General features: G+C 71.5%; 16 protein-coding genes and 1 pseudogene. 9 read left to right on the top strand and 8 right to left on the bottom strand.

All coding sequences use genetic code 11. The annotated features are described in order from the left end of the window. Positions 1-243: 243 nt before the first annotated feature. Both AB0M08_RS28830 and AB0M08_RS28825 read right to left on the bottom strand, forming a co-directional pair. Positions 244-1,092 carry a tetratricopeptide repeat protein gene (locus AB0M08_RS28830; protein ID WP_364499672.1) on the bottom strand — a complete coding sequence of 283 codons (849 nt, stop codon included), beginning with the start codon at positions 1,090-1,092 and terminating at the stop codon, positions 244-246. A gap of 89 nt (positions 1,093-1,181) precedes the next feature. Next, on the bottom strand, positions 1,182-1,667 hold the full coding sequence (locus AB0M08_RS28825) for a MarR family transcriptional regulator (RefSeq protein WP_364499670.1): 486 nt from the start codon (positions 1,665-1,667) through the stop codon (positions 1,182-1,184). Between the two features lie 75 nt (positions 1,668-1,742). Between AB0M08_RS28825 and AB0M08_RS28820 the strand changes: the two genes are divergently transcribed. The 4 genes from AB0M08_RS28820 (at position 1,743) to AB0M08_RS28805 (ending at position 6,671) form a co-directional block, all read left to right on the top strand. Further along, positions 1,743-3,782 (top strand): MMPL family transporter, encoded by a 2,040-nt coding sequence (locus AB0M08_RS28820; RefSeq protein WP_364499667.1) that lies wholly within the window; start codon positions 1,743-1,745, stop codon positions 3,780-3,782. A gap of 161 nt (positions 3,783-3,943) precedes the next feature. Next, a complete protein-coding gene (locus AB0M08_RS28815) occupies positions 3,944-4,255 on the top strand; it encodes a hypothetical protein (protein WP_364499665.1) in 312 nt (103 codons plus the stop codon). Then, a complete protein-coding gene (locus tag AB0M08_RS28810) occupies positions 4,252-5,397 on the top strand; it encodes a caspase family protein (protein WP_364499662.1) in 1,146 nt (381 codons plus the stop codon). The genes AB0M08_RS28815 and AB0M08_RS28810 overlap by 4 nt, the downstream gene beginning before the upstream one ends. 53 nt (positions 5,398-5,450) lie before the next feature. Next, positions 5,451-6,671, top strand: coding sequence for a sulfite oxidase (locus AB0M08_RS28805; RefSeq protein ID WP_364499659.1), 1,221 nt, complete (start codon positions 5,451-5,453; stop codon positions 6,669-6,671). Positions 6,672-6,774: 103 nt separating this feature from the next. On the opposite strand, the gene AB0M08_RS28800 is transcribed toward AB0M08_RS28805, so the two are convergent. Beyond that, on the bottom strand, positions 6,775-6,948 hold the full coding sequence (locus tag AB0M08_RS28800; RefSeq protein ID WP_364499656.1) for a CsbD family protein: 174 nt from the start codon (positions 6,946-6,948) through the stop codon (positions 6,775-6,777). A gap of 376 nt (positions 6,949-7,324) precedes the next feature. Between AB0M08_RS28800 and AB0M08_RS28795 the strand changes: the two genes are divergently transcribed. From AB0M08_RS28795 to AB0M08_RS28785, 3 genes are all read left to right on the top strand, one after another. Continuing rightward, positions 7,325-8,434, top strand: coding sequence for a LacI family DNA-binding transcriptional regulator (locus AB0M08_RS28795; RefSeq protein WP_364499698.1), 1,110 nt, complete (start codon positions 7,325-7,327; stop codon positions 8,432-8,434). 238 nt (positions 8,435-8,672) lie between these two features. Further along, complete coding sequence (locus tag AB0M08_RS28790; RefSeq protein WP_364499653.1) at positions 8,673-10,346, top strand: glycoside hydrolase family 13 protein; 1,674 nt, start codon at positions 8,673-8,675, stop codon at positions 10,344-10,346. A gap of 88 nt (positions 10,347-10,434) precedes the next feature. After that, the gene (locus AB0M08_RS28785) at positions 10,435-12,666 is read left to right on the top strand and encodes an EAL domain-containing protein (RefSeq protein WP_364499650.1); all 2,232 of its coding nucleotides are present in this window, start codon (positions 10,435-10,437) and stop codon (positions 12,664-12,666) included. Here the strand turns inward: AB0M08_RS28785 and AB0M08_RS28780 are convergent. The 5 genes and pseudogenes from AB0M08_RS28780 to AB0M08_RS28760 form a co-directional block, all read right to left on the bottom strand. Next, positions 12,641-13,771 (bottom strand): annotated as a pseudogene (locus AB0M08_RS28780) (M14 family metallopeptidase); the annotation flags it as partial. The gene AB0M08_RS28785 and the pseudogene AB0M08_RS28780 overlap by 26 nt on opposite strands. 222 nt (positions 13,772-13,993) lie before the next feature. After that, positions 13,994-16,627, bottom strand: coding sequence for an IPT/TIG domain-containing protein (locus tag AB0M08_RS28775; protein WP_364499647.1), 2,634 nt, complete (start codon positions 16,625-16,627; stop codon positions 13,994-13,996). 84 nt (positions 16,628-16,711) lie between these two features. Further along, entirely contained in the window at positions 16,712-17,512 is an 801-nt protein-coding gene (locus AB0M08_RS28770; RefSeq protein ID WP_364499645.1) for an ABC transporter ATP-binding protein, read from the bottom strand. Next, entirely contained in the window at positions 17,499-18,530 is a 1,032-nt protein-coding gene (locus tag AB0M08_RS28765) for an ABC transporter substrate-binding protein (protein WP_364499642.1), read from the bottom strand. The genes AB0M08_RS28770 and AB0M08_RS28765 overlap by 14 nt, the downstream gene beginning before the upstream one ends. Positions 18,531-18,544: 14 nt before the next feature. Next, complete coding sequence (locus AB0M08_RS28760; RefSeq protein WP_364499640.1) at positions 18,545-19,399, bottom strand: ABC transporter permease; 855 nt, start codon at positions 19,397-19,399, stop codon at positions 18,545-18,547. Between the two features lie 151 nt (positions 19,400-19,550). Between AB0M08_RS28760 and AB0M08_RS28755 the strand changes: the two genes are divergently transcribed. Further along, positions 19,551-20,465, top strand: a complete 915-nt coding sequence (locus AB0M08_RS28755) for an amino acid ABC transporter permease (protein WP_364499637.1) — start codon at positions 19,551-19,553, stop codon at positions 20,463-20,465. Further along, a complete protein-coding gene (locus tag AB0M08_RS28750) occupies positions 20,462-21,235 on the top strand; it encodes an amino acid ABC transporter ATP-binding protein (protein WP_364499635.1) in 774 nt (257 codons plus the stop codon). The genes AB0M08_RS28755 and AB0M08_RS28750 overlap by 4 nt, the downstream gene beginning before the upstream one ends. Positions 21,236-21,241 lie beyond the last annotated feature (6 nt).

Here is a 21,241-nt window from a genome sequence, read left to right as displayed (position 1 = left end):
GAACTCGCCCGACGTCACTGCGTGCGCACACTCTCCACTCGCGCCCGGAACGGTGTACGCCATGCCGTCAGAGGCGTTGCACCGCGTCGAGGCATCGCCGGGCCTCACGGCCACGGTCTTTCCGGAGACCGGCATCGACCGAGAACACTCCGCGGTGTACCTGGACGGCGGGCAGTCTCCGGAGACGTACCACGTGGACCAGGGAACGCCTCACCCGGCTTCGTGACCACCTGTGACCGACGGCTACGTCAGCGGGGCCGGGCGGGTCAGCGCCGCACCACACCCCGCGGCCGCGCCGGCACAGATCAGGGCCAGGTAGAGGCCGACCGGGACGGCGACGATGCCGAGGGCGCTGATCACGCCCAGCGCGCAGAGGGCGATCATGCACCACGCCAGCGTCACCCGGGCCGCGTGGCCGAGGGCGTCGCGGCTCACCTCGTCGGGCTGCCGGACGCGGCCGCCCGGGCGGATCCGCAGGGATTCGGCGAACGTGTCGGAGGCGCGGGCCAGCGACGGTGCGTCGATCACGGGGCGCATGGCCAGCTCGAAGCGGGCCATCGTGTGGCGGGCGCCCTGGTGGGCCGGGTCGATGGTGAGCGCCCGGAGCAGGATCTCGCGGGCGCTCAGCGGGCGGCCGGCGGCGAAGAGCGCGACGCCGTACGCCACCCACAGGTCGGCGTCGTAGCCGGCCAGCTCGACCGCGATCCGCAGGCCGTCCTCCGCCTCGGCGACCAGGCCCGCGGCGAGCTGGGCCTCGGCGAGGCGCAGGTGCAGCCGGGGGTTGCCCGGGTCCTGGCGGCACGCGTTCGCGGCGGCGTCGATCGCCTCGGGGTGCCGGGCCAGTTCGGTGCAGGCCCGGCTGACCCAGTAGAGCGACTCCGCACCGTACGGGTCGAGCTGCCACGCGGCGCGGGCGGCCCGCAGGCCGGCCTCCGCGTCGCCGAGCTCCAGGTGGGCGCGGGCCATCCGGTGCCACGCCTCGGTGTTCTCCGGCTGGCGCCCGACGACCGGCGCGAGCAGGTGTGCCGCGTTGCGGGCACGGCCCCGCGCGAGCATGTCGTCGGCCTGGACGAGGGTGTCAGTCGTGTTCACGCCGTCAGAATCGGCCGCGACCCCGGTGGTTCAGGAAGCAGCCGCGGTGCCCCTGGGTTGCATCAGCGACCGCGGCCGCCCGAAGACCGTCACTTGGCCCGGAGCTCGTCCCGGTAGCCGATCAGCGACGCCACCATCCCGGCGAGGAAGCGCTCCACCACCTGGAGCTCGGCCACGCCGAAGTCCTCCATCACCGCGTCGGTCCGCGGCGCCAGCGGGGTGAAGAACGCCTGGGCCAGCGCCATCCCGGCCTCGCCGTACCGCAGGTGCACCACCCGGCGGTCCGCGCTCTCCCGGGTACGCCGCAGGTGCCCGCCCTTCTCCAGCCGGTCGATCAGCGCCGTGGTCGCGCCGGACGACAGACCGATCGCCTCACCCAGCCGGCCCGGTGTCAGCGGGGCGCCCTGCCGCTCCGCGTGCATGATCGCGAGCAGCGCGTGCATGTCGGTGGCGTGCAGATGGTGACGCCCGGCGAACGCGTGCCCGATGTGCTGCGCCTCGCTACTGTACGTGTTCAAAAGATCTACCAGCCGCGACCGCAGGCGCTGCCGTTCGAGGGCATCCGGTTCCTCCACGGGGGTAAGTGTTGCAGACGCGTACCCATCTGTGGAGAATCTCGATTGTCGAGATTCTTTATCTTGGAGGCTTTCATGAGACGGGCATGGGCAACACTGCTCCTCGCCCTCGTGCTCGGCGGTCTGGTGATCGGCCTCTCCGGGGCGACGAGCACCACGAACGACCCGAACGCGTCCCTGCCGTCGTCCGCCGAGTCCACCCGGGTGGCCCAGCTGCAGAAGCAGCTGCCCTCCGGCCGGACCAGCGCCGCCCTGGTGGTCCTCGCCAAGGGCGGCGACGCACTGACCGACGCCGACCTCGCCACCGTGCGTGATCTGGGCACCCCGATCCTCAGCGAGGACCGGAGAGCCGCGATCATCTCGGTGGCCATGCCGGCCGGAGCGCCTTCCGACGAGATCATCAAGGCCGTCTCCGACCTGCGTACGCAGGTGCGGAGCGGTCTCCCGGCCGGCGTGACCGCGCAGGTGACCGGAGGGGCCGGGTTCACCGCCGACCTCGCCGACAGCTTCACCGGCGCGAACACCCGGCTGCTGCTGGTCACCGTGGTCGTGGTGGCGGTGCTGCTGCTGATCACCTACCGGAGCCCGATGCTCTGGCTGGTACCGCTCACCGTGGTGGGCCTCGCCGACCGGGTCACCACCGGCATCGTGGCGATCATCTCGCGCCACACCGACCTGCCGGTCTCCGGTTCGACCACCGGCATCGTGACGGTGCTGGTCTTCGGCGCGGGCACCGACTACGCGCTGCTGCTCATCTCCCGATACCGGGAGGAACTGCACCACCACGAGGATCGCTTCACCGCGATGCGGGTCGCGCTGCGCGGGGCCGGACCGGCGATCGCGGCCAGCGCCGGTACGGTCATCCTCAGCCTGCTCACCCTGCTGCTGGCGAGCCTTTCGAGCAACGTGTCGCTGGGCGTCACGGCCGCCGCGGGCATCGCCGTCGCCGCGGTCTTCGCCCTGGTGGTGCTCCCCGCCGCGCTGGTGGTCTGCGGTCGCGGGCTGTTCTGGCCGTTCGTGCCGAAGACGGGCCGGGCCGGGCTGGAGGACGCGACGGGCGTGTGGGCGCGGGTCGGCCGGTTCGTGGCACGCAAGCCGGTCGCCGTCACCGTCGTCTCGGTGATCGTGCTGGGCGTGCTCTCCGCGGGCGGCCTCGGCACCCGGCTCGGCCTGTCGCAGACCGAGCAGTTCCGGGTCGAGTCCGAGTCGGTCGCCGGCCTGGAGACGCTCTCGAAGTACTTCCCAGCCGGTACGGCCAGCCCGACGACGGTGCTGACCACGCCCGCCGAGGCGCAGTCCGTGCTGGCCGCAGTGACCGCGACGCCCGGCGTGGCCCAGGCCCGGATCGCCGAGCAGACCACCACGCTCGCCTCGATCACCGTGGTGCTGAACGCGGCGCCGGACACGAGCGAGTCGTACGACGTGATCCGCGCGCTCCGCGACCGCCTCGACGGCGGCACCCTCGTCGGCGGCAGCGTGGCCACCGCGCTGGACACCCGGGACGCCACCCGGCACGACCTCGTGGTGATCGTCCCGGTGATCCTGCTGGTGGTGCTGCTGGTGCTGATCGTGCTGCTCCGCGCCCTGGTCGCGCCGCTGCTGCTGATCGTCACGGTGATCGCCAGCTTCGGCGCGGCGCTCGGGGCCGGCTCGTGGCTCTTCGACCACGCGCTGGACAACCAGGTCCCGCTCTTCTCCTTCCTGTTCCTGGTCGCGCTCGGGGTGGACTACAACATCTTCCTGGTCACCCGGGCCCGCGAGGAGGCCGGGAAGCGGGGTACGCGGGACGGCATGGTGCACGCCCTCGCCGTCACCGGCGCCGTGATCACCAGCGCGGGCATCCTGCTGGCGGCGGTCTTCGCGGTGCTCGGCGTGCTGCCGATCATCACGCTCACCCAGATCGGCGTGATCGTCGGCATCGGCGTGCTGCTGGACACCCTTCTGGTCCGTACCGTCCTGGTCCCGGCCCTGGCGACACTGACCGGCGACCGCTTCTGGTGGCCCGGCCGGCTCCCGGCCACCGCGGCCGTCTCCGGGGACGCCGCGGTGCAGCGCAGAGAGGACTGGGACGAGGTGGACCGCACCAGGACGACCACACCGACCGGCTCCTCCTGACCGCGTTCTCCGAGAGGGGTGCCGTCGAGCGCCCCTCTCGGAGAACGCGAGACCCGCACAGGTGATGCCGGATACCGATCTTGCGGGAGCCGCTGTTAGCGTCGCTCAGCGCCTTCTCCCCGCACAACGGCAGGGCAATCACCGTGCAGACTCGTGTCTCCTTGCACCGTTCCGACGTCGACGAATGGCATTCCCTGTGGAGATGGCTCGGTGACGAGCCGCCGGTCCGCCGCTTCGGGGATCCCCGGTGGTGTGTCTCCCCGGACGCCCGCGAGATGGGCGGCACCATCGAGGCGATCTCGCTGACGGTCGGGGCGGGGCTCTCGGTGGCCCAGCTGGTCGTCGCACTGCTGGCCTGGCGCGACTCCCGGCAGCCGCGGCAGGTCACCGTCGTCATCACCCACGGCGACGCCCGAGCCGTCCTCGGAGCGTCCGACCCGGACCGCACGGTCGAGATCCTGACGCAGCGATGACCGCGACGCCGCCCGCCGCGCGGTCGCGGGCCGTCCTCGTCGGCTGCGGCACCTACCGTCACCTGACCGACCTGCCCGGTGTGGCGAACAACCTGACCGACCTGGCCGCGGCGCTCACCGACCCCGGTCTGTGGGGTCTGCCGCCGGGCAACTGCGCGGTGGTCACCGGCGACACCTCCGTCGGCGGTGTGATCGGCGCGGTCCGTACCGCGGCCCGGGACGTGGGCCCGGACGGTCTCCTGCTGATCTACTACGCCGGGCACGGGCTCGTCGACAGCACCGACGGGCGGCTGCACCTCGCGGTCACCGAGAGCGAGCTCGGCGAGGAGGACGCCACCGCCGTCGCGTACGAGTCGATCCGCCGCCGGGTCTGGCAGAGCAGGGCGGCCCACAAACTGGTGATCCTCGACTGCTGCTACGCCGCACGCGCCCTGGTCGGCGAGATGTCCGCCGCCGACCTCGCCGAGGACGTCGAGATCGACCAGTCGGTCATCATCGCGGCCACCAGCCGCAACCTGGTCGCGCTGGCACCACCGGGTGAGCGGAACACCGCCTTCAGCGGCGCTCTGCTCACCGTGCTCCGGGACGGCGTCGCCGGCGGGGCACCGGTCCTGGACGCGCGCACGATCTACCGCGAGATCCTCCGGAACCAGGCGGCGAAGGGCCTCCCGCGCCCCGAGTTCCGCTCCCGCAACGCGGCCGAGGACCTCCCGCTGGTCCGCAACGCCTGGCAGCCCCCGCCCGCGCCGCCGACGCGGCGCACACCGCCCGCACCTCCCACCCCGCCCGTGCGGTCCACACCGCCCGCGCCGCCGCCGGGTGGCCGGCGGGTCTCGCGGCTCCGGCTCGTCCTGGCGGCGCTCTGCGTCACCCTGCTGATGGCCGGCGCCGGAACCGCCGGTGCCGTCTTCGCCGCCGACGCGTGGGACCGGCGGGCGCCGAGCACCCCCACGGAGACCAGCCCGGCGCCCGCGCCCACCACGACCAGCCCCTCGCCGTCGCCCTCGCCGCCGCCCTCGGTGACGCCCTCGGTGACGACCACCTCGCCGCGGGTCATGTACCGGAACTGCCTGGGCGGGGTGATGGTGCAGGCCCTGGCCGGACTCTGCATCGTCAATGACCCGTGCTGCCCACCGGACTGAGCCGAGCGACGGAAGCTACCCACAAATCCTATCGTCTAGATAGGATGATACGCATGAATGCCGAGAGCGCCTACGACGAGCGCCGGCTCCAGGATTGGATCGCCGGGCGCGCACGCGGCTTCTCCCGCCGCGACCTGCTCAAACTCTCCGCGCTCGCCAGCGTCGGCACCCTGCTCGAGGCGAGCCCCGCGAGCGCGGCGCCCACCATCGTCAAACCCCTCCCCGACGACCTCTTCACCATCCTCGGCACCAACGCCGAGACGAAGTGGGCGGCGCTCCGGGGCCAGGGCTACCACGTCCCCATCGACCGGTTCTTCGTCCGCAACCACACCAGCACGCCGATCATCGACGCGGACTCCTGGTCCCTGGAGATCTCCGGCGACGGCCTGTGCGGCGATCCGGCCCACTTCACCCTCGCCGACCTGCGCAGGCTCCCCGCCGAGACCCACACGGTCACCGTCGAGTGCGCCGGTAACGGTCGCAGCTACTTCGGCTCCCAGCAGGGCCAGAGCGTTTCGGGTACGGCATGGGGCCTGGGCGCCGTCGGCGTCGCTCGCTGGCGCGGGGTCCGGCTCTCCACCGTCCTGCGCAGGGCCGGGCTCCGCCGTGACGCGGTGGACGTCCAGCCCAGCGGTCTCGACCCGAACTACGTGACCGGGGGCGTCGACCTCGGCCCGGTCCGGCGCCCGCTCCCGGTCGGCAAGGCCCTCGACGACGTGCTGCTGGCGTACGAGATGAACGGCGAGCCCCTCCCCGCCGACCACGGCCACCCGGTCCGGGTGATCGTCCCGCACTGGATCGGCATCGCCTCGATCAAGTGGGTGGGCGGCATCGAGGTCTCCACCGAGCCGCTCTTCTCCCCGTGGAACACGACCTTCTACCGCCTGTTCGGCCCGGACTTCCCCACCGAGGGCCGGCCCTTCGACGAACAGATGATCAAGAGCGCCTTCGAGCTCGCTCCCGGTACGGTCTTCGCGGCCGGCGCGCCCACCCGCCTGACCGGCCGCTCCTGGTCCGCGAACGGCCCCATCCAGCACGTCGACGTCAGCACCGACGGCGGGACGACGTGGCGCCGCGCGCGCAGGTCCGCCCCGTCCCCCGAGGCGGCGTGGCAGCAGTGGGAGCTCGACTGGGAGCCCGCCTCCGGTGCGCACGAACTACTGGCCCGCGCCACCGACGTACACGGCAACACCCAGCCCGACGTCGCGCGGTACAACACCTTGGGCTATCTCTTCGACGCGGTGGTCCGGGTGCCGGTGACCGCCGCTCCCTGAACCCCGGACACGAAGGACCCCGGCACGAAGAACCCGGACACGAAGAACCCGGACAAGAACCGGGCCGGGGCTCGCGCCCCGGCCCGGTTCACCCACACCCCGATCAGGAACGGAAGACGTCCTTGATCTTCTCGCCGGCCTGCTTGAGGTTGGCGCTGGTCTGGTCCGCCTTCCCCTCGGCCTCCAGGCGCTCGTCATCGGTGGCGCGGCCCACGCCCTCCTTGACCTTGCCGCCCACTTCCTCGGCCTTGTTGTCGACCTTGTCGTCGAACGACATCACACACCTCCGGGGAGATCTCAGGTCCGTCTGACCATGGAGATACCCGGCCGTGAGCGCTTCATGCACCACTGCGGGCGCAGAGCTCACCGGAGCCTCAACCGTCCTCACGCTTGCGCGGCGGCGGGCGCGGAGTGGGCTAGGGTGAGCCCGACCCGAGGGAGCGTGGATGCCACCGAGGAAGGCCGGGAACGCGCCGGAAACCGGGCCGCGCACCGAGAACGCACCGACAGCCGGGCCACGGGCCGGGAACGCGCCGGAGGACGGGTCACGGGCCGGCAACGCGCCGGAGGACGGGTCACGGGCCGGCAACGGGTCGAGAGCGGGGAGGAAGAGCGCGGCGGGCCGGGGCGGGGCGCGGGCCACCTCGCACGATGTGGCGGCCGCGGCGGGGGTCTCGCGGTCGGCGGTGTCGTTTGCTTTCAATAATCCGCAAAGAATTTCAGCGAAGACCCGGCAACGGATCCTCGCCGTTGCGGAGGAAATCGGATATACGCCGCATACCATCGGGCGGATGCTGCAGGCCGGGACCACGAACTCGATCGGGGTGCTGCTGCCGCAGCGGCTGGCGCGGATCCTCGACAATCCGTACTACGCGCGGTTCCTGATGGGGGCGGGGCAGGTCTGCGACCGGGAGGGGTACACGCTCCTGCTGACGCCGCCGCTGCAGGACTCGGTGCGCAAGGCGATCCCGTACGCGGCGGTGGACGGGTTCATCGTCTGCGGGCTGGAGGTGGACCGCGGCGAGGTGGCCGAATTGGATCGGCGCGGGATCCCGTTCGTGCTGATCGACTCGGACCGGCACGAAGGGGCGCCGAGCGTCGAGGTGGACGACCGGGGCGGGGCGCGGGAGGTGGCCCGGTACCTGCTGGAGCTGGGGCACCGGGAGTTGGCCGTGCTCTCCATGGATCCGGGCGACCGGGTCGCCGAGCGCGGCTACCGAGGGCCGCTGGCCCGGCGACTCGCCGGGATCGCGGACGCGCTCAAGGACGCCGGGCTGGGCCTGGACGACGTACGGCTGGCCGAGGTCCCGGTGACTCGCCTAGATGGATATAACGCCATGAAATCCATCATGACGGAAAAAATAGAAGAAACGGAAATACCGGGAACGGGAAAGGGAGAGGGCGAAGGGAAGGGCGAAGGAGAGGGCGAAGGGAAGAGCGAGGGGAAGGGGACGAGGAGAGGGCGGCCGACTGCCGTGCTCGCGCTCTCGGACGTCCTGGCCCACGGCGCGGTGGACGCCCTTCAGGAGCTCGGCCTCGACGTCCCCGGCGATGTGTCCGTGACCGGTTTTGATGACCTGCCGGAGTCCGCCTGGTTCCGGCCTCGGCTGACCACCGTGCACCAGCCGATCGTCGACAAGGGACGGATGGCCGCCGACTTCCTGATCTCCGCGATCCGCGGCGAGGACCGGCACCCGCACCAGACCCTCGGCACCTCCCTGATCGTCCGCGAGTCCGCCGCGAAGGCCCCGGCCGGCAGCTGACGCGGGCGCACCGGCACGGCGGGCAGGCGCCAGGCGGGCAGGCGCCAGGCGGGCAGGCGCCAGGCGGGGCGCGGGCAGGCGGGCAGGCGGGCAGGCGGGCAGGCGGGCAGGCGGGCAGGCGGGCAGGCGTCAATAAACACGACGAAACGCGCATAACGGCGCACTGAAAGAACTTGCTGAAAGAAAGCAACCGTCGGGGGATGTAACACGTGTTAGTTCGCTGCTACCGTCGCTGCTCATGACTGATCAACTGGTCGCACCGCCCACCATCGAGGCGTCACCGGCCTCCTGGTGGCGCAACGCGGTCATCTACCAGATCTACCCGCGCAGCTTCGCCGACGCGAACGGTGACGGCATCGGCGACCTGCCGGGCATCAGCAACCGTCTGCCGTACCTGCGGGACCTGGGTGTCGACGCGGTCTGGCTCTCCCCGTTCTACGCCTCCCCGCAGGCCGACGCGGGGTACGACGTCGCCGACTACCGCACCGTCGACCCGATCTTCGGCACCGTGGCGGACGCCTCCGCGATGATCACCGGAGCGCACGCGCTGGGGCTGCGCGTGATCGTCGACCTGGTGCCTAACCACTCTTCCGACCAGCATGAATGGTTCGTCAAGGCGCTCGCCGAGGGGCCCGGCTCGACGTTCCGCGAGCGGTACCACTTCCGGCCCGGCAAGGGCGAGAACGGCGAGCTGCCCCCGAACGACTGGCCGTCCATCTTCGGCGGGCCGGCCTGGACCCGGGTCCCGGACGGCGAGTGGTACCTGCACCTGTTCGCCGCCGAGCAGCCCGACTTCAACTGGGAGCACCCGGCGGTCCGGGACGAGTTCAAGACCATCCTGCGGTTCTGGCTGGACCTGGGCGTGGACGGCTTCCGGATCGACGTGGCGCACGGGCTGGTCAAGGAGGAGGGGCTGCCGGACGTCGGCGACGGTGCCGAGTGGCACCTGCTCGGCGTCGGCGAGAGCCCGTGCTTCGACCGGGACGGCGTGCACGAGATCTACCGCAGCTGGCGCCGGATCCTGGACGAGTACCCGGGCGAGCGGATCGCGGTCGCCGAGGCGTGGGCGCCGAACCTGTCCCGGGTGTCGCACTACGTCCGCGGCGACGAGCTGCACCAGGCGTTCAACTTCAGCTACCTGGGCACCGCGTGGAACGTCCACGAGCAGCGCCAGATGATCACCGACTCGCTGGACGCGATGCGCGCGGTGGGCGCCCCGACCACCTGGACGCTCTCCAACCACGACGTGGTCCGGCACACCACCCGGCTGCTGCAGGCGGGCGAGGGCGAGGTCGCCGGTCGCAAGCCGGTCGCGGTCGACCCGGTCGCCGGGCTGCGGCGGGCCCGCGCGGCGAGCGTGCTGATGCTGGCGCTGCCCGGTTCGGCCTACCTCTACCAGGGTGAGGAGCTCGGCCTGCCCGAGGTCGTCGACCTGCCGCCGGAGGTACGCCAGGACCCGGCCTTCCACCGGGCGACCGGCCAGGACGGGTACCGCGACGGCTGCCGGGTGCCGATCCCGTGGAGCGGCGACACGGCACCGTACGGCTTCGGTCCGGAGGGCGGCGGCAGCTGGCTCCCGCAGCCGGAGTCGTGGGCGGAGCTCAGCGTCGCGGCCCAGGCCGGCGTCCCGGACTCGACGCTGGAGGTCTACCGGTCCGCGCTGCGGATCCGCCGGTCGCACCCGGCGCTCGCCCCGACCGACAACCTGACGTGGGTGTCCGCCCCCGCCGGGGTGCTGGCGTTCGAGCGGACGGCTGCGGACGCGCCGGTCTTCCGCTGCACGGTCAACATGGGTGACCAGCCGGTGACGGTCGACCGTACCGGAGAGATCCTGCTGGCCAGCGGCCCGGTGGAGATCGGCCCGGACGGGGTGGTGCTCCCGCCGGACACCACCGTGTGGTGGTCGGCGTAACCGAGGAACGGCCCGGCCACCCCAGGACGGTTGGGGTGGCCGGGGCTCTTTGGTTCATGTCGAGCGGAACCCCGCCGATGAACGGGACATGCCACACGTGACGCGAGCGGGCCGGGCGGCGGCCGGAGCCGTGGTGCTCCTCGCCCTCGGCTGGGTCGTGCTGAGCGCGGTCCTCGTCGTCACCGGCATGTCCCGGCCGGAGCCGGGCTGGTCGCTCTGGCCCGCCGCGATCGGCGCGACCGCCACGGCGGTGCTCTCCTGTCTGCTCACCGCGGTGTACGGCACCGGCCCGGCCCGGACGTTCTGGCTCCGGCTCGCGGCGGGCGCGGGCGCCCTGACCGTGGGTGCGATCTGTCACGCCGCCCGGACGTACGCCGTCGGGCACGTCGCCCCGATGGACGCGCCGACCGCCGGGTTCTACATCGCCGCGGTCGCCGGCGCCATCGTCTCGCTGCTCCTGCTGCCCGGCCAGCCGCGCGGCTGGCGGGCCCTCGTCGCCATGTACCTGGACGTCGCGATCGTCGGGGTGGCCGCGGCCATCGTCGTCTCGCACATCCTCTGGATCACGCCGCTCCCGGCGAACAGCCGAAACCTCGCCGCCGGCCTGCTCGGCATCGCGGTGACCTGCGCGTGCACCGGTATCCTCGCGGTGATCAAGGTCGGTATCACCGGCGCCGGGCCGGTGCACGGGCCCTCGCTCTGGTACCTCACACCGATCGGCGTCTTCGCGCCGCTCACCTGGGTGATCTACCCGCACGTCCAGCGGTGGCCGCACATCAGCGTGACCGCCCTGGTGCTCCCCTGGCTCGGACTGCTCTTCGCGCTCGCCGCCCGCTCCCAGATCCTCGCCCGCCCGGTGCGGGCCCGCCGGACGCGGATGCGCGGCATCAGCGGGGTGCCGTACGCGGCCGTCGCGATCACCGGCGCCATGCTGCTCACGGTCACCCTGCGGACCGGTTTCCTCTCCCCCGGCCTGGCCGGCGGTGCCGTGGTGCTGATGGTGCTGGTGATGGTCCGCCAGCTGGCCGCGCTCACCGACAACGCGGTGCTGCTGGACCGCCTCGACGAGCACGCGCACCGGGACGACCTGACCGGCCTGCCGAACCGGCGGCTCTTCGGGACGACGCTGCAGCGCTCCACCGCCCCGTCCGTGGTGGCGGTCTGCGACCTGGACGGCTTCAGCACGCTCAACGACCGGCTCGGTGACGAGAAGGGCGACGCCCTGCTGCGCGCCGCCGCCGATCGCCTGCGGGAGGCCGCCGGGGACGGCGCGGTGGTGGCCCGCCTGCTCGGCGACGAGTTCGGGATCATGGTGCCCGGCGAGCGGGCCGGGCTCGCCGCCGATCTCGTCCAGGCGTTCCGTACGCCGCTGCGGGTGGAGGGCCACGACCTGCTGGTCACGGTCACCGCCGGGGTGGCCGGCGGCGTCGGCGGCGACCTGCTGCGCCGGGCCGAGCTGGCGCTCAAGACCGCCCAGCGGGCCGGCCGGAACCGCTGGCAGGAGCACACCCCGGAGATGGACCACACCGCGCGGCACGACGCCGACATGGCGGCCGCGCTGCGGCGGGGCCTGGAGCGCGGCGAGTTCCGGCTCTTCTACCAGCCGATAGTGGAGCTGCCCGGCGGCCGGATCACCGGGGTGGAGGCGCTGGTCCGCTGGCTGCCGGCGGACGGCCCGATGGTGTCGCCGGCCGCGTTCATCCCGGTCGCCGAGCACACCGGGCTGATCCTCGACCTGGGGCTCTGGATCATCGAGACCGCCTGCGCGGACGCGGCGGCCTGGCAGCGCCGGCACGGCGACGACGCGCCCCGGGTCAACATCAACGTCTCGGCCCGCCAGCTGCTCGACCCGGAGCTGCCCGGTCACCTCGCGGCGGCGATGGCGCGGCACGGGGTGAACCCGGCCGGCATCACGTGCGAGATCACCGAGACCGCGGTCTTCGACGGGGGTGCGGCGCTCGCCACCGTACGGGAGCTCCGGGATCTCGGTGTCGGGGTGGCCCTCGACGACTTCGGCACCGGCCAGTCCTCGCTGACCCTGCTGCGCACCTGCCCGGTGACCACGCTGAAGGTGGACAAGTCGTTCATCGACGAGCTGAACGGCACCGCCGAGCAGGAGGCGATCGCGTCGTCGCTGAGCACCATCGCCCGCACCATGGGACTGCGCGCGGTCGCCGAGGGCGTCGAGACCCGGGAACAGGCCGATCGTCTGGAGGCCCTCGGCTACCGCTACGCGCAGGGCTTCTACTTCTTCAAGCCGGCGCCGGCGACGGAGATCGACGACAAGATCATCAGCAGTACGTACTCTCCTTCCCGATGACCTTGTACGGGCAGTCCGCCACCTCGGCGATCTGCAGGACGGCCTCCCGGTTCCGGGCGGTCTGCGCGGTGATCACGCTGCCCGGCGGGTAGAAGCCGCCGCCGGCCGAGGAGGTCGGGTACATCTCGAAGGTGTACGCGAAGATCTTGTACGTCCCCCAGAGCCAGTCGAGCGAGTCGCCGTCGGTGATGTACAGATCGCTGGACTGCTCGGGCGTGTACCCGTTGGTGTCGGCCATCTGCTCACCCAGCGTGGAGAGCGCGCTGTAGTCGTCGGCGGTCATCCCGGTCGCGGTGCTCGAGGTGGTGTAGCCGTACGGCCAGAGCACCAGCTCGGAGTAGGAGTGGAAGTCGATGGCCGCGGTGATCTGCTGCTCGCCGCCGACCACCCGGCTGTTCACGAAGTCCCGGACCACCTGGGTCTCCGGCGCGGAGAACGCCGACGGGCCGCGGTAGGTCTCCGAGGCCGGGAGCCGGGACGAGCCGCCGCAGCAGCCCCAGTTGTAGGAGTAGTTCCGGTTCAGGTCGGTGCCGACCGCGCTGGAGCCGCTGTTCGGCTGCCGGTTCTTGCGCCACGAGCGGTAGCTGCCGGTGGCGATGTCGTACTCGGAGCCGTCCGGGTTGACGTTCGGGATGATCCAGATCTCCCGGCTGTCGACGATCGCCTTGACCCGGCTGTCGGTCGCGTAGTCCTCGGTGTACTCGTGCATGATGTAGAGCGCCTGCTCCACGGTGATGTGCTCGCGGGCGTGGTGGCTGGCGTCGTAGAGGACCTCGGGCTCGGCCTCGTCGGTACCGACGTTGTCGGAGATCTTGACGGCCACGATGTTCCGGCCCTCGTACGACTGCCCGATCACCCGGGTGCTCGCGATGGCCGGGTACTTCGCGACGATCGCGTTGATGTCCGCGATCATCTCCGCGTAGTTGTGGTACGCCGCGTCGGCGGACGGGAAGTCCAGGATCCCGGTGAGCGCCTCGACGGTGAAGCCCAGCTTCTTCAGCAGCCGCACCTCGAGCGGTGTCGCGGTGATCTCGGCGACCGAGTGCTCGATGCCGTCGATCGACGCGCCGGTCCGGGCGATGGCGTTGCGCTGGGCGAGCGTGCGGACGTCGTACACCTCGTAGGAGGCGGACTCGGTAGAGGCCGCCGGCTCGGCACCCGCGGGTACCGAGCCGGAGAAGGCCGCGGTCAGGCTGAGAGTGGCGACGGCGATGGCCGCCAGGGAGCGTCGTCTCATGCCCGACAGCCCACCACTAGACGTTGATGCTTATCAATATGTCAAACGACCCCTGGGCCGGACGTGATGACCCTTATCGGACATCCGGCATCAGACGTTGGCGGCGAAGACCATCGTGCCGGTCCGGCTGCCGAGCGGATCGATGTAGACCGTGTACGTCCCGGTCGTGCTGAGCACCAGCTTGAGCTTGTCGACGCCCTTCTTGCTGCCCAGCGAGCCGCCGTCCGGGCCCTTCACGGTCCAGGTGGTGTAACAGCAGCCCATCGTGGTGGACGGGCTCTTCGCCGTGACCACCACGGTCTGTCCGGCCGTACCGGAGAAGGTGAAGTAGCCGTTCTGGCCCGGGTTGGTGATCGAGGCGGTGGTCGGCGTGCCGGTGGTCGGCAGCGTGCCGAGGTTGGCGTCGGCCGGCACGGTCCACGCGGTCACCGTGATCGACCCGACCCGGCTCCCGCCCGGATTCACGATCACCTTGTACGTCCCCGTCGTGCTCAGCGTGACCGTGTCGATGAACCCGTTGGCGAGCACGTTGGAGCCGGCCAGGCTGCCGGACGGGTCGTAGATGCCGGTCGTCACGTACGACGTGCCGAACGAGGACGACGCGGCCGTGGTCTGCACGGCGACGCGCTGGTTCGCCGTACCGGGGAAGGTGAAGTAGTTGTTCTGACCGGGATTGCTGATCGTGGCGACCGTGGCGGTGCCGGTCAGGGCGAGCGTGCCGAGGCTGGCGTCCGCCGGAACCGTGTACGCGGTGACCGAGATCGACCCGGTCCGGGTACCCAGCGGATCGATGTACACCTTGTACGTGCCCGCCGCGCCCAGCGTCACCACGTCGAGGAAGTCGTTGCCGGTCTTGGTGGCGCCGTACTGGGTGCCCGCCGCGTCGTAGACCCCCCACGACACGTAGTTGGGCAGGAAGTTGGACCCGGCGTTCGCGGTCTGCACGGCCAGCCGCTGGCTCGCGGTGCCGGTGAAGGTCAGGTACCCGTTCTGCCCCGGGTTGCTCAGCGAGACGGTGACCGAGGTGCCGTTGGTCGAGAGCACGCCGAGGTTCGCGTCGGTGGTGGTGTCCCAGGCCGCCACGGTGAGCGAGCCGACGTTGGCACCGGCCGGGTCGACCCTCAGCGTGTACGTGCCGGCCGTGGGCAGGGTGACCGCGTCGAGCGAGTCGTTGCCCCGCTTGGTGGCGCCCACCTGGCTGCCGTTCGGGTCGTAGAGCGCCCAGCTCACGTTCGACGGCAGCAGGGCCGCCGAGGCGCCGGTGGTCTTGAACGCCACCTTCTGGTTCGCCGTGCCGGTGAAGGTCACGTACCCCTTCTGGCCGGGGTTGCTGACGGTCACCGTCTTGGTGGTGCCGTCCAGCGCCAGGACGCCAGCGTTCACGTCGGTCGACGCGTCCCAGGCCTTCACGGTGATCGAACCGACCCGCGAGGCCGCCGGGTCGATCCGCAGCTGGTACGTGGCGGCCGACGGCAGGGTGACCGGCTCCATGAAGTCCAGCCCGCTCTTCGAGGACCCGACCTGGGTGCCGGTCGCGTCGTAGATCCCCCACTTCACGTAGCAACAGAGCAGCGAGGAGGAGGCGCTGGTGGTCTGTACCGCGATCCGCTGGTTCGCGGCGCCGGAGAAGGTGAAGTACCCGTTCTGCCCGGCCGCGCTGATCGACCCGGTGGTGGCCGCGCCGGTCAGCGGCAGCGTGCCGAGGTTCGCGTCGGTGGAGACGCTCGCCGCGGCCAGGGTGACCGTGCCGGTCCGGTTGTACGCCGGGTCGAAGATGATCTGATAGGTGCCGGTCGACGGCAGGGTGACCGGGTCGAGGAAGTCCACACCGTTCTTGGTGGTGCCGACCAGCGCGCCGGTCGGGTCGTAGATCCCCCACTTCAGGTAGCAGCAGAGGAAGGCCGACGCGGCGGAGGTCACCTGCAGCGAGATGCGCTGCGCCGCGGTGCCGCTGAAGGTGAGGTAGCCGTTCTGGCCCGCGGTGCCGAGCGTGATGGTCTTCGACGAGCCGTCCAGCAGCGCGGTGCCCAGGCTGGGGTCGGCGGCTATGTTCAGCACGGTCACGTCGACCGTGCCGGCCGTGGTCGAGGTGTTCTTGACGGTCAGCGTCCTGGTGCCGGCCACCCCGGTCGCGGCCATCGTGTCGATCCAGCCGCTGCCGGTCAGGCACGCGGAGGCGCCGCTCTGCACCATCGACGTGGTGTACGCCCGCAGGTCGAAGTTGCAGACGCTGGGCGAGCCGTTCCCGGTCAGCACCGCGAACCGGTCCGTGGTGGCGCCGTCGAAGAGCCGGATCGCGGTCTTGCCGGCCGGGACGCTCAGCGTGGTCTTGGTGCCGACCGTGATCCGCCCGGTGCTGGAGACGTCGGCGGTGGTCAGGTAGTACGGCAGCACGGTCAGGTCGGCGGTGCTGGTCGCGGTGCCGCCGGGGGTGGTCACGGTGACCAGACCGCCGGCGTTGCCGTAGTTCACCGTGAAGGTCAGTGTGGTCGAGGTCCGCGCGGTCACCGTCGCGGCCGACCCGTTGATCAGGACGGTGTTGTTCGCCGGGTCGGGGTCGGTGTTGCTCACCGTGATGGTCACCGAGTCGCCGATCGCCGCGGTGGTCGGCGTGAACGTGGTGATCACCGGGACCGCCGCCATCACCGGCATCGGCGACATCCCGAGGACCACGAGCACGACCGCCGCCACCACACCGAGGCGGCCCTTCCAGGCACCGGACATCACGACCCGCTCCCCGCAGAGACAAATCACTGGAATTCAGGGCCATACGACCCTAACCAGAGAATGCCCTGACAAATCGGGGATTCACCGAAGCGGCGCGACGGGCGTCTCCCGGATCGCGTGGCCGACCTGCGCGCGCAACGCGGCGAACTCCGGCGAGCCGCGCAGCTCCTCGGCACCGGCCCCGGTCCGGGGCAGCCCGATCGCCAGGTCCAGCGCGATCCGGCCCGGCCGCGGCGTCAGCACCACCACCCGGCTGCCCAGGAAGACCGCCTCGTCGACACTGTGCGTGACGAAGATCGAGGTACGGCCGGTGTCCGCGCCGACCTGCCGCAGATCCTCCTGAAGACGCTCGCGGGTGAGCGCGTCCAGGGCCGCGAACGGCTCGTCGAGCAGCAGCAGCGGGTTCTCCACCGCGAGCGCGCGGGCGATCGCCACCCGCTGCTGCTGGCCGCCGGAGATCTGCCAGATGCGGCGCTTCGCCACGTCGTGCAGGCCGACCCGGGCGAGCAGTCCGTCCACCCGCTCCGGGGTGGCCGGCAGGCCGGCGTACTTCAGCGCGAGCGCGACGTTGCCGCCGACGGTCTTCCACGGGAAGAGCCGGGGCTGCTGGAAGACCAGCCCCGCGCCGCGTCCCGGCACCGGCGGCTCCCCCGCCGTCCGGACGGTGCCCTCGGTGGGCTGCTCGAACCCGGCGATCAGCCGCAGCAGGGTGCTCTTGCCGCACCCGGACGCCCCGACCAGCACCAGGAACTCCCCGGCCGGCACGGTCAGGTCGACCGGGCCGACCGCGGTGACCTCGCCGTACGCGTGCCGGACGCCCTCGATCGCGACCGCCCCGTCAGCCGAGACCGTGTCATCCGAGACCGGGTCAGCCGAGGACACCGGGGAGTCCCTTCACGTAGATGGCCTTCTTCACGTCCTCGGCCGACGGGACCGCGTCGATCTTCTGCTGCGCCTTGAGGAAGGTGGCCGCGTCGACCAGGTTGTCGGCGAGCTTGCCGACGTTGCCCTCGGTGCCCAGCCACTCGGCCGACGAGATGTCCGCCGGCTTCAGGAAGACACCCTGCTCGAGCTGGTTCGCCGCGTCATCGGCGCTGAGGTTGAGTTCGGCGCCGACCGCCTTCGCCGCGGCCGCCGGGTCGTCCGCGATGGTCTGCAGCGCGGCCGCCTCGGCCTTGCGCCACGCGTCGACCGCCTCCGGGTGTGCCTGCGCGAACGCGGTGGAGACCACGCCCAGGTCCAGCGTCGGCTTGCCGCCGGCGGCCAGCTCCCGGCTGGTGATCAGCACCGTGCCGGTCTTCTTGATCTCGTCCAGGACCGGCAGCCAGGTGTACGCCGCGTCCAGGTCGCCCCGGGTCCACGCCGCCTGGATGTCCTGCGGCTCCAGATCCACGATGGTCAGCTCGGACTCCTCGACGCCGGCCCGGTCCAGCGCGGCGAGCAGGCTGTAGTGCGAGGTGGAGGCGAACGAGGTGGCCACCTTCCTGCCGCGCAGCGAGGCGACGTCGGTGACCCCGGAGCCGTTCCGGGCGACCAGGGCCTCGTTGTCGCCCGCCACGTCCAGTACGAACGCCACCTGGTAGTCGATGTTGAGCGGCGCCGAGAGCCCGCGGGCCACCGGGCTGGAGCCGATCGCCGCGATGTCCACGCTCTTCGCCACGAACGCGGTGTTGATGCTGGCACCGGAGTCGAACTTGGTCCAGGTGATCTCGTAGCCGGGCAGCGCCTTCTCCAGCAGCCCCTGGTTCTTGACGATCAGGTCGCCGCTGGGGAACGCCTGGTACGCGATCCGGATGGTCTTGGCGCCGGCGTCCCCACCACCGCTGGCGGCGCCGTTGCCGCAGGCGGTGAGGCTTCCCGCGAGCAGCAGGGCGGAGACGGCCGTAATGATCTTCTTCAAGGCGGAACCCTTATCTATCCGCGGCCGCGCCACGGGATCAGCCGGTTCTCGGCGGTCCGCAGCAGGGCGTCGATGAGCAGGCCGGAGAGGCCGATGGCGAAGAGGCCGAGGACGACCACGTCGGTCTGGGAGTAGCGCTGCGCGTCGCGGACCATGCCGCCGATGCCGGGTACGCCGTTGATCGTCTCGGCGGCCACCACCGACGAGTACGCGACGCCGACCGCGAGCCGGATACCGGTGAAGATCTCCGGCAGCGCGCTGGGCAGCACCACGTCGCGGACCGCCTGCCGGCGCCCGGCACCCAGCGCGCGGGCCGCCTCGACGAGCCCGGCCGGCGCGCCCTGCACGGCGGTGGCGGTGGCGACCGCGACCGGCGGCAGCGCCGCGATGGAGAGCAGCCAGAGCTTGGGCGTCTCGTCGATGCCGAACCAGATGATGAAGAGGCTGAAGTACGCCAGCGGCGGCAGCGCCCGGACGAACGTGACCACCGGCTCGGCGACCACCCGCAGCCAGGAGACGGTGCCCATCAGCACGCCGAGCAGCAGGCCGCCGGCCACGCCGATCACCGAACCGATCAGGATCCGCCGCAGGCTGACCCCCAGGTGCTCGATCAGCAGGTGGCCGCTGTAGCCGCGGACGCCGTCGTGCACCGACGAGGTGACCAGCAGCTGGTGCCAGACCGCGCCGGGCGACGGGATGAAGGCCGGGTTGGCGAGCGCCCGCGCCGAGACGTCCCAGAGCAGGTAGAGCACGGCGAGCGCGAGCACCCGCAGCGCGATGCGGCGGCGCAGGCCCCCGGAGGGCGCGAGCGCCGGGACCGGCTTCGCGCTCTTCTCGGGCGCGGGCGCCGGGGCGAGCAGAGTCGACACGGGAAGCTCCTGGCAGAAGGGTCCGTCAATGCCCGCTATTCCTATCGCACCCATGGGGTTATGGGCAATACGGAGCCCGCAACAGGTCGGTAAAACATATATAGCCGATAGGACTTGAAGACTACGGGAGGGACTGCCTAGCGTCAGCGGCGTGAGCGTCCTCTCCCCCTCCCGTACCACCGGCGCACCGGCCGGCGACGACCTCGTGGTGGTGCCCGCCCGGCACCCCTGGCGCTGGATCGGCACCGCGCTGGTGCTGGTCGTGCTCGCCCAGTTCGCCCACGGCCTGGCCACCAACCCGGGCTGGGACTGGGCCACCTTCACCGGCTACTTCCTGGAGAAGTCGGTCGTCCAGGCACTGCTGGTGACGCTGGAACTGACCGCGGGCGCGGCCGTCCTGGGCTTCCTCGGCGGGATCCCGCTCGCCGCGATGCGCCTCTCCCGCAGCCCGGTGCTCACCACCGTCGGCTGGGCGTACACCTGGATCTTCCGCTCGGTGCCGCTGCTGGTGCAGCTGCTCTTCTGGGCCAACCTCGGCTACCTCTACGACCGGCTGCAGATCGGCATCCCGTTCGGGCCCGGCTGGTCGTTCGCGACGAACGACCTGATCGGCTCGTTCGGCGCGGCGCTGCTCGGCCTGACCCTGCACGAGGCGGCGTTCGCCGGGGAGATCATCCGGGCCGGGCTGCTCTCGGTCGACCAGGGACAGCACGAGGCGGCGGCCGCGCTCGGCCTGCCCCGGCACCGGCAGTTCCTGCGGATCGTGCTGCCGCAGGCCATGCGGGCGATCCTGCCGAACGCCGCGAACCTGCTGGTCAACCTGCTGAAAAGTACCTCCATCGTGTACGTGCTGGCGATCGGCGAACTCTTCTACCAGGTCCAGGTGGTCTACGGGCGCAACGGCCGGGTCGTCCCGCTGCTGATGGTCGCCACCGTCTGGTACGTGATCCTCACCGCGCTGCTCTCGATCCTGCAGTACTACGTGGAGCGCCACTTCGCCCGCGGCGCGGTCCGCACCCTGCCGCCCACCCCGTTCCAGCGTCTGAAGGCGGCGATCCGCAGGTGAGCACCCCCGTACCCGTTCTCGAGATCTCCGGCGTCCACAAGTCCTACGGTTCCCTCGAGGTGCTGCGCGACGTGAGCCTCACCGCGCGGGCCGGCACGGTGACCGTGATCCTCGGGCCCTCCGGCTCCGGCAAGTCCACGCTGCTGCGCAGCATCAACCACCTGGAGAAGGTGGACCGCGGCCGGGTCCGGGTCGACGGCGAGCTGATCGGATACCGCCGGCACGGCAACCGGCTGCACGAGCTGAGCGAGCGCCAGATCCTCAAGCAGCGCGCCGGCATCGGCTTCGTGTTCCAGAACTTCAACCTGTTCCCGCACCTCACCGCGCTGGAGAACATCGCCGAGGCACCGATCGCCGCCCTCGGGAAGAGCAGGTCCCTCGCGTACGAGCGGGGCCGGGAACTGCTCCGGCGGGTGGGGTTGGCGGAGAAGGCGGACGCCTACCCCCGGCAGCTCTCCGGTGGTCAGCAGCAGCGGGTGGCGATCGCCCGCGCGCTGGCCCTGGAACCGAAGCTGATCCTCTTCGACGAGCCGACCAGCGCGCTCGACCCGGAGCTGGTCGGCGAGGTGCTCGACGTCCTCCGTGACCTGGCCGCGGCCGGCACCACGATGGTCGTCGTCACCCACGAGATCGGCTTCGCCCGGGAGGCGGCCGACACGGTGATCTTCATGGACGAGGGCCGGATCGTCGAGCAGGGCCCGCCCGCTCAGGTCCTCGACGACCCACGGCACGACCGGACCCGGGCGTTCCTGTCCGCGGTCCTCGCTTAAAAAAAA

The organism is Actinoplanes sp. NPDC051851 (genome assembly GCF_040681165.1).
Classification (GTDB): domain Bacteria; phylum Actinomycetota; class Actinomycetes; order Mycobacteriales; family Micromonosporaceae; genus Actinoplanes.
The sequence above is the reverse complement of the archived record's forward strand: the minus strand, read 5'-3'. Positions and strand labels throughout refer to the sequence as shown.